14 protein-coding genes are annotated in these 11,179 nt (G+C 42.0%); all 14 read left to right on the top strand.

The features are described 5' to 3' along the window. Positions 1 to 77 precede the first annotated feature (77 nt). On the top strand, positions 78 to 941 hold the full coding sequence (gene hisJ, locus Q0F90_RS04305; RefSeq protein ID WP_296003671.1) for a histidinol-phosphatase HisJ: 864 nt from the start codon (positions 78 to 80) through the stop codon (positions 939 to 941). 41 nt (positions 942 to 982) lie between these two features. Then, positions 983 to 1,372: a hypothetical protein gene (locus tag Q0F90_RS04300; RefSeq protein ID WP_296003669.1), complete on the top strand. Its 390-nt coding sequence runs from the start codon at positions 983 to 985 to the stop codon at positions 1,370 to 1,372. A gap of 167 nt (positions 1,373 to 1,539) precedes the next feature. Further along, positions 1,540 to 1,776 carry a hypothetical protein gene (locus tag Q0F90_RS04295; RefSeq protein WP_296003668.1) on the top strand — a complete coding sequence of 79 codons (237 nt, stop codon included), beginning with the start codon at positions 1,540 to 1,542 and terminating at the stop codon, positions 1,774 to 1,776. 227 nt (positions 1,777 to 2,003) lie between these two features. Beyond that, positions 2,004 to 3,605 carry an ATP phosphoribosyltransferase gene (gene hisG / locus Q0F90_RS04290; RefSeq protein WP_296003675.1) on the top strand — a complete coding sequence of 534 codons (1,602 nt, stop codon included), beginning with the start codon at positions 2,004 to 2,006 and terminating at the stop codon, positions 3,603 to 3,605. Between the two features lie 65 nt (positions 3,606 to 3,670). Next, positions 3,671 to 4,948 (top strand): histidinol dehydrogenase, encoded by a 1,278-nt coding sequence (hisD, locus tag Q0F90_RS04285; RefSeq protein WP_296003666.1) that lies wholly within the window; start codon positions 3,671 to 3,673, stop codon positions 4,946 to 4,948. 107 nt (positions 4,949 to 5,055) lie between these two features. Continuing rightward, positions 5,056 to 5,646, top strand: a complete 591-nt coding sequence (gene hisB, locus Q0F90_RS04280) for an imidazoleglycerol-phosphate dehydratase HisB (protein WP_296003665.1) — start codon at positions 5,056 to 5,058, stop codon at positions 5,644 to 5,646. 26 nt (positions 5,647 to 5,672) lie between these two features. After that, positions 5,673 to 6,392 carry a 1-(5-phosphoribosyl)-5-[(5-phosphoribosylamino)methylideneamino]imidazole-4-carboxamide isomerase gene (gene hisA, locus Q0F90_RS04275; RefSeq protein WP_296003663.1) on the top strand — a complete coding sequence of 240 codons (720 nt, stop codon included), beginning with the start codon at positions 5,673 to 5,675 and terminating at the stop codon, positions 6,390 to 6,392. A 95-nt stretch (positions 6,393 to 6,487) separates the two neighbouring features. Continuing rightward, complete coding sequence (hisF, locus tag Q0F90_RS04270) at positions 6,488 to 7,246, top strand: imidazole glycerol phosphate synthase subunit HisF (protein ID WP_296003661.1); 759 nt, start codon at positions 6,488 to 6,490, stop codon at positions 7,244 to 7,246. Between the two features lie 113 nt (positions 7,247 to 7,359). After that, complete coding sequence (gene hisI, locus Q0F90_RS04265) at positions 7,360 to 7,674, top strand: phosphoribosyl-AMP cyclohydrolase (RefSeq protein ID WP_296003659.1); 315 nt, start codon at positions 7,360 to 7,362, stop codon at positions 7,672 to 7,674. Positions 7,675 to 7,722: 48 nt separating this feature from the next. Continuing rightward, positions 7,723 to 8,049, top strand: coding sequence for a phosphoribosyl-ATP diphosphatase (gene hisE, locus Q0F90_RS04260; protein WP_296003656.1), 327 nt, complete (start codon positions 7,723 to 7,725; stop codon positions 8,047 to 8,049). A 37-nt stretch (positions 8,050 to 8,086) separates the two neighbouring features. Further along, positions 8,087 to 9,172 (top strand): histidinol-phosphate transaminase, encoded by a 1,086-nt coding sequence (gene hisC / locus Q0F90_RS04255; RefSeq protein ID WP_296003655.1) that lies wholly within the window; start codon positions 8,087 to 8,089, stop codon positions 9,170 to 9,172. Positions 9,173 to 9,380: 208 nt separating this feature from the next. Then, the gene (hisH, locus tag Q0F90_RS04250) at positions 9,381 to 10,007 is read left to right on the top strand and encodes an imidazole glycerol phosphate synthase subunit HisH (RefSeq protein ID WP_296003653.1); all 627 of its coding nucleotides are present in this window, start codon (positions 9,381 to 9,383) and stop codon (positions 10,005 to 10,007) included. Between the two features lie 12 nt (positions 10,008 to 10,019). Next, positions 10,020 to 10,787, top strand: a complete 768-nt coding sequence (hisF, locus tag Q0F90_RS04245; RefSeq protein ID WP_296003650.1) for an imidazole glycerol phosphate synthase subunit HisF — start codon at positions 10,020 to 10,022, stop codon at positions 10,785 to 10,787. 238 nt (positions 10,788 to 11,025) lie between these two features. Beyond that, positions 11,026 to 11,179 (top strand): carbon starvation CstA family protein (locus Q0F90_RS04240; RefSeq protein ID WP_296003673.1); only part of this gene is annotated, 154 nt, incomplete at its 3' end.

The raw sequence follows: 11,179 nt of genomic DNA, 5'->3' as shown, positions 1-11,179 counted from the left end.
GATATTAAAGTAAAGACTAATAATATACAGATGATAGATAAGGGTTCGCCAAGGGTTAGGGCGAATAGGGTGATTGAATGAACATGAAAGATGAACGGCAGTTCGTTGGATACAGCAAGTATCGCAGCCGTCTTGTAGATGGTCATGTGCATACAGAATTGTGTCCACATGGTAGTGGGGACCGAACTGCATTGATGATTGAAAAGGCCATCGAGTTGCGCATTGAAAAGGTATGCCTTACAGAGCATGCGCCGTTGCCAAAGGCTTTTGTAGCTGAATACGGTGGTGATCAAAAGGCCTATGACACAGCGTCTTTGAAGTTAAACCAGGTTGATACCTACTTAGAACTAGGTCGTCAATTACAACGTGCTTATGGCACACATATTGATATCTCCCTCGGTTTTGAAGTCGATTACATTCCAGGCTTTGAGGCAGATATTCAAGAGTTCCTCGACCGCTATGGCCCGTTGACGGATGATAATATTTTGTCTGTTCACTTCATGGAAGGCGTTAATAATGCATTTTACTGCTTAGACTATAGCCCTGAAGAATTTGAAAAGGGCTTTGGTCCGTGGCTCGAAAAGCAATATGAGTTATATTACAAATATTACTCCACCGTGCGCCAAGCCGTGCGTGCTGACCTTGGCGAATACACACCAAAACGCATTGGTCACTTTGATTTGATTAAAAAATACCAACATCACTTTGGTTTTGAACATCACTTAGATCGTCGTAATGCGCAAGTGGTAAGCGATATTTTGCATATCATGCGCGTACAAGGTCGCGAACTAGACTACAACATGAGCGGTTTCTTTAAACAAGACTGCCGTGAAATGTACCCAAGCCGTTTTATTCAAGGCATGGCTGCTGTCATCGGAGTACCATTTGTATTGGGCTCTGATGCACATAGCGTAGCGGATATAGAACGAGTTTGGGGCTAAAAGGTTGCTTCACCTAATCGATTAATATAATGGGAGATAATATGAATTATAGTGCGGCAACATATATAATAATTTGTGTATTTATCATATACTTATTCGATGTTTTTAAAGTGCAGTCTTTTCGATTAAACAATATTGATTTAAAGAAGAGTTTAGAAATTAAAATTTTTCAGTTAATAAAAGGTCTTGCTGTGGTAGCATATACTGTAATTCCTTGGGGCCCTACCTTGTGGGGAACAAGAGTATTAGTAGTAATCTTTTTATTGGCTGTATTAGGTGATATTTATTCTAGAAATAAAGTTGCTAAAGCGGTTACAGGATTGTCGGTTTCTGAAAAAGAACGTTTATGTCGTTCTGCTAACATGCTTTATCTTTATTTTATTCCGTATATGCTAGTCTGTGTAACTGTAATTATTTTTATGAATTTTTAGTGTGTTAGCTGATTAGGCATTTTAGAGGAGTAGAATGTATGGAGATAATACTTAAAATTCTAACTCTTATTATACTTATTGGTATATTCTATAACATTAGATAACGCAAGAAGTATGATGAATGGAATGAAAAGAAAAATCAAGCCATATATGATTTGGGGCAAATTTTGGCATGTGACAGAGAACAAGCTAAGTTTGTAATAGATCAACTAGGACGTCATGCGGTACCTATTGATGCGGTAGTTGAGCCTATGTCTGTTGTTTCTATTCGTGGTGAAAGCATGAGTGGTTATGTTTTTTCATATAATGAAATAAAAGGCTGTTTTACCGTAAATGATAAGTTTGAAATAACAAATTTAGTCTATAACGATGTAGATCTTCTACATATGGATGTAATTAAATAGATATATATATAGTAAATATATGAAATATTAACGGTTCTATTGACAATTCTATAGAACCGTTATATTATAATTTCATACTTTAACCAGATAAAGTGATAAAATAGAAAAGTATCGATATAGGTAAATTTTTTCTCATAGAAAATTGAAGTCCTCAATAACTCATTAAGTATTTGTTATGAGGGGCTTTCACAGATATGAGAAATGAAATGATAGAAAGGATGTTTACGATGGTACAGCAGCAATTACCTACGGGATTCCGTGATGATATAGGGGCCGTAGCGGAGCGCAAGGATGATGTGAGCCAATATGTGCTCGGTCTATGTCGTAGCCGCCAGTACACAAAGATCTCTACACCGCTTGTGGAGTACAAGGATGTATTCAATGGCTATGCAATGGGGCGCGGTCAGCATATGTACGAGTTCATGGATAGTTCTGATGAGTCCGTCGTAATTCGTCCTGATTTGACCATGCCAATCGGTCGTTTTTTGGCGACTACTAATATTGAACTACCTCGTACGTTCTATTACTTAGGCGATGTGTTCATGAAAAATAAAAAGCACCGCGGTGATGTGAACCAAGTAACACAAGGCGGCATCGAGATGGTAGGCTATGAAGGCATTGAAGCCGAGCAAGAGTGCTTTTCCATTATTAAAGAGGTAAATGAAACTCAGCTCGGTAATAATTTACTATTAGAAATTGGAGATGCTCGTTTCTCCCGCGCTATTACCGATGTGCTTGGTCTTAGCGACGAGGAAAAAACAGAGCTATTAGAGGCTTTGTTTACTAAATATTTACCGCGCTATAACGAGTTGATTTCCGACTTTAAAAATAGTGCGTTATATCCGTTCTTAACTGTATGGCCTCGCTTGTTTGGTACGGTCCGAGATATTAAGGATGAGCTCAACCAAATTATCTTGCCTGCAGCGGCGCAACGGATTCTTGATAATCTCGTAGACATGGCCAACCAAGTGGCTCAAACAGGTCAACAGGTTCGCATTGACGTGTCTACAGAGCCACTTCAATCCTATTACACAGGCCTCACATTTAGAGGTTATGTGGACGGTGTGTCCCAATACATCGTCAGTGGCGGCCGCTATGACGGCTTGCTATCTAGCTTTGATGGCACGCCGATGCCTGCGGTTGGCATGGCTTTTAACATCGACGTGTTGACCGATGTGACCTTGAATGGTGAAAGCAACAATCAAGATAATGGTAAATTGCGTATCGCTCTTACAAAGGGCCGCGTAGAGAAGGATTTCATTCCTCTCTTGGAGTCCTGTGGCGTAGATTGTGAGCCATTGCGCAACAAAGCGCGTAAGCTCATCATTCCGTTGGGCGATGCTATAGAGGTTATCCTCGCTAAAGGCCCTGATGTAACGACATATTTGAAGAATGGCGTTGTAGACCTCGGTATCGTTGGTAGTGATGTACTAGATGAACAAGACGATACAAGCTATGAAATGCTAGATTTACAAACTGGTAAATGCCAATTTATCTTGGCCTCTCTTGCGGGTTATGATCCTAAAGAAGGTCGTCGTCAACGTATCGGCACAAAGTACCCAACCATTACGAAACAGTACTTTGGAGCTCAAGATGTGGAAATCATCAAAATTGAAGGCTCCGTTGAGTTGGCGCCGTTAGTAGGGCTAGCAGATGCCATCGTAGATATTACAGAAACGGGCACAACCTTGCGTGAGAACAACTTAGAAATCTTCGATTGGTTACAGCCCATATCTACACGCTTAGTGGCTAACCCATTGGCACTAAAACAAAAGAGAAACACCATTTTTAAACTCATAGATCAGCTTTCAGAAGCAATTAATAAATAAGAAGTAGAGCGAATCCTATATTTAACTAGTGATATTGACAGCTCAAGTAGGAAGAAGGACATTTGATGAAAATTTATAAGGAATCATTAGAGGCGATGCTCAGTATCGTACGAGATTATACACAACAAACTACCGACATGGAAATTGAACGCCGCGTGTACGATATCATAGCCGACGTTCGTACCAATGGTGATGCGGCGTTAAAGGCATACTCTGAAAAATTTGATGGTGTATCCATCGAGGATTTCAAGATGCCTCAAGAGGAAATCGACGCTGCCTATGAGTCCTTGTCTGATGATTTAAAAGCTGCTTTATTAAAGGCAAAATCTAATATTACTGAGTTTCACAGCCGTGAAATTGAGCAAGGTTTCGTAGATATGGATACACCAGGCATTATCCGTGGTCAAAAGGTGATTCCATTGGCTCGCGTTGGTCTTTATGTTCCTGGTGGCACAGCAGCGTATCCTTCTACTATTATCATGACTGCATTGCCAGCTAAAATTGCAGGCGTTAAAGAAATCGTTATGGTCACACCGCCTCAAAAGGATGGTATTAATCCTGCTGTATTGGGCGCCGCAAAACTTGCTGGCGTTGATGCGGTATACCAAGTAGGTGGCGCTCAAGGCGTGGCGGCCCTTGCGTATGGTACGGAAAGCATTCCAAAGGTTGATAAAATCGTAGGTCCTGGCAATATTTACGTAGCCACTGCAAAACGCCAAGTGTTCGGTCAAGTTGATATCGACATGATTGCGGGCCCTAGTGAAATTGGCGTCATTGCTGACGATAGTGCTAATCCAGTTCACCTCGCTGCGGATCTTTTGTCCCAAGCGGAACATGATCCTCGTGCGCGCGCCATTATGGTTACTACTAGTGAAAGCCTAGCAAATGCCGTATCTGATGAGGTAGAACGTCAATTGAAATTATTACCTCGTGAAAGCATCGCTCGTCCTGCTGTTGAAAATAACAGTTATATTGCCGTTATGGACAGCGTTGAAGATATGTTTACGGTAATGAATGAAGTGGCGCCAGAGCATTTGGAAATCCAATTGCCTGATCCGATGAGCTATATGAGCCTCGTTCAAAATGCAGGCTCTGTATTCCTCGGCGCTTATGCATCTGAGCCATTGGGCGATTACTTAGGCGGTACAAATCACGTGTTGCCTACCAGTGGTACAGCACGTTTCTCATCTCCACTTGGTGTATATGATTTCGTGAAACGTACATCCTTTACACAATTCACAAAAGAACGATTAGAAGAAGTGGCAACACACATTACTACATTAGCTCGTACAGAAGGCCTTGAAGCACATGCTCGAGCTATCGAAGTACGTTTTGAAAAATAGCTTATAAAGAATAGTAGAAAATAGATTTGGCATCTATATTTATATACATATATAAAATATAGATTGAATACTAATTATAAAAATAGATTTGAGGTATAGAGGTCGTTATGATACGCACAGGTACGGTGCAACGCACCACTCAAGAAACAGATATTACAGTAGAACTTACCCTTGATGGGGCACAAACGAGCTCCATCTCCACAGGAATTGGCTTTTTTGACCACATGTTGACGCTGCTGGCGAAACATGGGCGCTTTGGTCTTGTAGTAGAGGCAAAGGGCGATACATACGTAGATGCTCACCACACTGTTGAGGATATCGGATTGGCATTAGGTCAGGCACTGGTGAAAGCCTTAGGCGATAAGGCTGGTATCGAGCGTTACGGTGATGCATGGGTTCCTATGGATGAAGCGTTAACACAAGTTGTCATCGATTTGAGCGGTCGTCCGTACCTCGTATTCCAAGGTGAATGGAGCACTCCTGTTTTAGGTGGCAACTTTGAAACTGAACTAGTGGAGGACTTCTTCCAAGCCCTTGCTATGAGTGCTGCTATGAATTTACATGTTCGTAATCTATATGGTCGCAACACGCACCACATCATTGAAAGCATGTTTAAGGCTACAGGTCGTGCATTGCGCAAGGCCGTTACGATTAACCCAGATATTCAAGGGGTAAACTCTACAAAGGGCGTTATTTAATATAGTCATTGAATAAAGGAGAACCTATGATTTTTCCAGCTATAGATTTACAAGATGGTCGCAGCGTTCGCCTCTATAAAGGTGACTTCGCACAGGAAACGGTTATCAATCCTGATCCAGTGGACCAAGCAAAACAATATGAAGCAGCCAAGGTTGGGGCCCTACACCTCGTCGATTTAGATGGTGCTAAGGCGGGAAAACCTGTTAACGTAGACATTGTAAAAGCAGTGCGTGGAGCTTTCACAGGCATCCTTGAAATTGGCGGTGGTATCCGTGATAAAGCGGCTGTTGACCTTTATTTAGGTTTAGGCGTTGATCGCGTTATTCTAGGCTCCGTAGCACTTAAAAATCCAGAACTTACCAAACAAGTGATTGCTGAATACGGTGCAGAGCGCATCGTCATCGGCGTAGATGGTAAAAATGGCAAGGTCGCTGCTGAAGGTTGGCTCGATCAATCCGATGTGCCTATGACCGATTTAATCGGTGCCATGGTTGAAGGCGGTGCAAAGTACTTTATCGTTACCGATGTGGACCGCGATGGTACCATGCAAGGCGCTAACGAGGATTTGCTTGGCAATTTGCAAAAAGAATTCCCTACGGCATGCATCGTTGCTTCTGGGGGCGTTCGTAATTTAGAAGACATTAAATCCCTTGAAGCCAAAGGTGTTATGGATAGCATCGTTGGTAAGGCTTTGTATGAAGGAACGATTACATTAGAGGAAATTGCCGAGTACAATCAACGGTAATTATATTGCTGATGCTATTCCTGTAGTATTTACAACATGTGTTGTTTAGCATAACCGATGAAATAGATTGATAACATTTAGTGGGGAGTAGAATTATGTTAGCGAAACGGATTATTCCGTGCCTTGATGTGGATGATGGGCGCGTTAAAAAAGGGGTTAACTTTGTTAACCTCGTAGATGTAGGTGGCCCCGTAGATATTGCGGCCTCCTATGAACAGCAACAGGCTGACGAATTAGTATTCTTAGATATTACGGCTACCGTTGATGCACGGACAACCATGCGCGACGTAGTGCAAGAGCTTTCTTCCCAGGTATTTATGCCGCTCACCGTTGGTGGTGGTATCAAGACCGTTGAGGATATGACGGCTTTGTTGAAAGCTGGCGCTGACAAGGTATCTTTGAATTCTGCAGCGCTTGCTAATCCTGAGCTTATCACCGAAGGAGCTCAAAAGTTTGGCAATCAATGTATGGTAGTAGCCATCGATGTGAAAACAGACGAAGAAACCGGTGAATGGTATGCGTACACCCACGGCGGTCGTAAGCGCACCGAATGGAAAGCCCTCGATTGGGCTAAGGAAGCCGTGTCTCGTGGAGCTGGAGAGCTGCTTGTAACGAGCATGGACAAGGACGGCACTAAATCTGGCTTTGATATTGAACTCTATAAGGCCATAGAGTCCGTTGTAAATGTGCCTATCATTGCCTCTGGCGGGGCTGGTAAGGTACAAGACTTTGTAGACCTCTTTGAACAAACCGGTGTTACAGGAGCCTTAGCGGCATCTATTTTCCACTTTGGAGAAATAAAAATCCCTGATCTTAAAGAAGAACTACGCGCTCACGGTATTACAGTACGATAAAAGTATTGTAAATAATTAGAGTATGGCAAAGGGCGTAAATATCTACAGTATGGTAACGGTAGTAAATAAAATATTGAATTAAGAAAAGATTACTTGTATTAAAGGATTACAATATGAAACCAGATTTTGAAAAAGGAAATGGTTTGTTGCCGACGGTTGTACAAGATGTGGACACAAAGGACGTCCTCATGGTGGCGTGGATGAACGAAGAAAGCTTTCACAAAACATTAGAGACGAAGGAAACGTGGTTTTGGTCCCGTTCTCGTCAAGAGTTGTGGCACAAGGGCGGTACCAGTGGCAATGTGCAGCATGTGGTGAGTATGGCCCTCGATTGTGATGGTGATACCTTGCTCATTCAAGTTAAGCCGGAAGGTCCTGCATGTCACACGGGGCGCACAAGCTGTTTCTTTAATGATGTAGAAGCATAAGATAAGCCCCATAGGATATAAATTATAAGAGATGTAACGGAGTTATATATGGCACAGCAAACATTGAACGAATTATACGAAATTATTAAGAACCGCAAGGCTGAGCCTAAGGAAGGTTCTTATACGAATTATTTATTCGATAAAGGGCTCGATAAAATCTTGAAAAAGGTAGGCGAAGAGGCGACAGAGGTTGTTATCGCTGCAAAAAACGAAGACCCACAAGAATTAATTTACGAAACAGCAGATGTGTTGTATCACTTGCTCGTATTATTGGCAGAGAAAAATATTCCTTACGAAGCCATTGAGGCAGAACTTGCGAGCCGTGAAGGGGTAGTAAGCAAGACTACAGATCGTCCAGAGATTACGAATTTATAATGTACTTCATTAAGAAAATACTTAGAAAGGATAGCTTATGAAAGAGATAATTCGCACGTTAAAACCTTATATACCTGAGGAGCCCGCTGCGGCGGTAAAGGAGCGCCTCGGTGTGGACCGATTGGTGCGTTTATCTGCCAATGAAAATCCATACGGCACTTCCCCGTTGGTGCGAGAGGCTATCCTTAGCTATGTTACACATAATGATGCTAACTATTACCCCGATGGGAACGCCACCGATTTGCGCATGAAATTAGCTGATTATTGGCAGGTACAACCTGAGCAACTCGTTATCGGTGTAGGCCTTGATGAGGTTATCGCCATGGTCAATAAAACCTTGATTACTGCTGGTGACTCCATTGTGGTGAGCGTGCCAGCTTTTTCTGAGTACGCTTTAAATGGCCTTGTAGAAGGTGCAGAAATTCGTGAAATTGAGGCGGATTTTGAAACAGGTCATTATGATTTCGCCGCATTGTTGAAAGCTATAGATGACACAACACGCCTTGTGTGGATTTGTAACCCTAATAACCCAACAGGGACCTATGAGTCCGTAGAAGACATTCGTAAATTCGTAGTAGCAGTGCCAAAGGAAACGTTAGTTATCGTAGACGAGGCGTATATTGACTTCGTTACATCTGTAACAGTTCCTACAGCACGCGCCTTATTAGATGAGTTCCCAAATGTAGCGATCATGCGAACCTTCTCTAAGGCATATGGCCTTGCTAATTATCGCGTTGGCTACATGATGACACCACTAGAATTAGCTAACTACATGCAAACCATTCGGTTGCCTTATAATCTCAATACCTTGTCCCAAGTGGCCGCAGAAGCAGCCTTCGACGATCAACAGTTTTTAGCGAGAACAGTATCCCAAAATGCAGAGGAACGGGCTAAATGGGAAACTTTATTTGATGAGTTAGGCATTCACTACTACAAGAGTGAAGCGAACTTTATATTCTTTGAGGCTCCTGATGAAGATACAGATGGCCTCGCTGATGCGTGGTTAAAGGAAGGGTATCAAGTGCGCCGAGGTCAACGAGAAGGTTGGCTACGCCTTACTATTCCTATGGCTCAAGATGGAGATGTAATGCGCCACATATTAAAACAATTTGTGAATAAATAAAGGCAAAATTTATCATAATTACTAATGATTTGACTGTTTTGATATCGAATTTCATTCTATAGAATGGAGTTTAGCTTTTACGCAATTTATAGGCAGGAATTTTTTTTTCCTTTGACGAATATATATATCGAAAACAACGTGAATGCGTGAATGTTTGAGCCCTAGTATTTTCTCTAGGGCTCATTAAGGCGGTTGAAAGGAGTTTATTATGATTGCCATTATAGATTATGACGCAGGGAACACATTTAACGTCCAGAAAGCTTTTGCCTACATCGGCATCGATGCAGTGCTAACAGCGGATCCTGAGGTTATATTAAACGCTGATGGCGTTCTCTTGCCAGGTGTAGGCGCGTATGCATCGGCAGTAGCAGTTCTAAAAGAACGCGGCTTAGTCGATGTACTTCATGAAGTAGTAAAGCGTGAAATTCCACTATTAGGCATTTGTTTAGGTATGCAACTATTATTTGAGGAATCCGAAGAGTACGGTCCAACTCCAGGTTTAGGTCTTATTCCTGGCAAGGTAAAAGAAATTCCTCGTGATCTTGGTCTCAGTGTGCCTCACATGGGCTGGAACAAGAATGTAGTTCATCATCAAGATAGTCCTTTTAGTAATGTAGACGATCAATACACTTATTTCGTTCATTCCTATTATGTAGATACAGATCCGGAATATATCATTTCCACGGCTAACTATGGTATCGATGTGCCTGGCGTAGTTGAACGTGGCAGAGTGTATGGAATGCAATTCCATCCTGAAAAAAGTGGTATCGTAGGTCTGAATTTGTTGCGTACGTTTGGTAATATTACAGAATCTTACGCAGAATCAAAAAAATAGGAGGACGACTGAATGTTAGCAAAACGTATTATCCCTTGCCTTAGCGTGGCGAATGGCCGCGTACAGAATGGCGTACAATTCCGTGATATGGTTGATGCAGGGGATCCAGTAGAATGTGCAGAACGTTATGAAATACAAGGCGCTGATGAGCTTGTATTATTAGATATTACGGCTACAACAGAGGGCCGCAAAACTTTCACAGATATGGTTCTTAAATCCTCCGACAAGGTATTCATGCCACTCACTGTTGGTGGTGGTATCACTTCTGTTGAGGATATGACGCAACTTATGAAAGCTGGTGCGGATAAGATTTCTATCAATACCGCAGCATTGGCTAATCCAGAGCTTATTACAGAAGGTGCTAAGAAGTTCGGTAACCAAGGCATCGTAGTATGTCTTGATGTAAAATACAATCCTTTTGAAAAGGTATGGTACGCGTATGGACACGGTACGGCAGGTGAATCTGGGCAACGTAGAAATGCCCTTGAATGGGCGAAAGAGGCTGTAGAACGCGGTGCTGGTGAATTGTTGGTAACAAGCATCGATAGACATGGTACAGGCCTTGGCTTTGATATTGAATTATACCAAGCATTAGCTGAAGTAGTAGATGTGCCAGTAACTGCTTTCGGCGGTGCAGGTAATGTACAACATTTTGTGGATTTATTTACAAAAACTAATGTAACAGGCGCCCTTGCAGGTGTTTTATTACACGATAAAGTGTTAACAATAAAAGATATTAAGAAGGCTCTCCACGAAGCAGGTATCGTGGTGAGACTATAGATATAAGCTATTTTCTACACTTATTAAGGCATTCTCCTATGCGGAGGATGCCTTTTTGCTATGCTTTTAAGTTATAGTGGGCTTTTAAAATGATTAAATAGTAATTGACACTCCCATGATTAGTTATACAATGAATGTGTAAGTACTAACATTTTTGCTAGCCAAAGTGGCATGGAAACATAAGTTTTTATCAGAAATTTCATATACTCCATGTCACCAAACAATTGGAGGTGTTTATATGGTTATGAATGGTATTTACTTAGTTATTGCCTCCGCGTGTATTCTGATTTTAGCGTACCGCTTTTATGGGGCTTTCATAGCGGCTAAGGTGTTGACCTTGGACCAATATCGTCCAACGCCGGCTATGACTCACAACGATGGTCACGATTACG

Source organism: uncultured Veillonella sp. (assembly GCF_934190855.1).
GTDB lineage: Bacteria > Bacillota > Negativicutes > Veillonellales > Veillonellaceae > Veillonella.
The sequence above is the reverse complement of the archived record's forward strand: the minus strand, read 5'-3'. Positions and strand labels throughout refer to the sequence as shown.

What these genes read in the sequence shown, in the direction of transcription:
- hisJ (WP_296003671.1), top strand. Translation starts at nt 78, where the DNA reads ATGAACATGAAAGATGAACGGCAGTTCGTTGGATACAGCAAGTATCGC.
- hisH (WP_296003653.1), top strand. Translation starts at nt 9,381, where the DNA reads ATGATTGCCATTATAGATTATGACGCAGGGAACACATTTAACGTCCAG.
- hisE (WP_296003656.1), top strand. Translation starts at nt 7,723, where the DNA reads ATGGCACAGCAAACATTGAACGAATTATACGAAATTATTAAGAACCGC.
- hisF (WP_296003650.1), top strand. Translation starts at nt 10,020, where the DNA reads ATGTTAGCAAAACGTATTATCCCTTGCCTTAGCGTGGCGAATGGCCGC.
- hisG (WP_296003675.1), top strand. Translation starts at nt 2,004, where the DNA reads ATGGTACAGCAGCAATTACCTACGGGATTCCGTGATGATATAGGGGCC.
- hisC (WP_296003655.1), top strand. Translation starts at nt 8,087, where the DNA reads ATGAAAGAGATAATTCGCACGTTAAAACCTTATATACCTGAGGAGCCC.
- hisF (WP_296003661.1), top strand. Translation starts at nt 6,488, where the DNA reads ATGTTAGCGAAACGGATTATTCCGTGCCTTGATGTGGATGATGGGCGC.
- Q0F90_RS04300 (WP_296003669.1), top strand. Translation starts at nt 983, where the DNA reads ATGAATTATAGTGCGGCAACATATATAATAATTTGTGTATTTATCATA.
- hisA (WP_296003663.1), top strand. Translation starts at nt 5,673, where the DNA reads ATGATTTTTCCAGCTATAGATTTACAAGATGGTCGCAGCGTTCGCCTC.
- hisD (WP_296003666.1), top strand. Translation starts at nt 3,671, where the DNA reads ATGAAAATTTATAAGGAATCATTAGAGGCGATGCTCAGTATCGTACGA.
- hisI (WP_296003659.1), top strand. Translation starts at nt 7,360, where the DNA reads ATGAAACCAGATTTTGAAAAAGGAAATGGTTTGTTGCCGACGGTTGTA.
- hisB (WP_296003665.1), top strand. Translation starts at nt 5,056, where the DNA reads ATGATACGCACAGGTACGGTGCAACGCACCACTCAAGAAACAGATATT.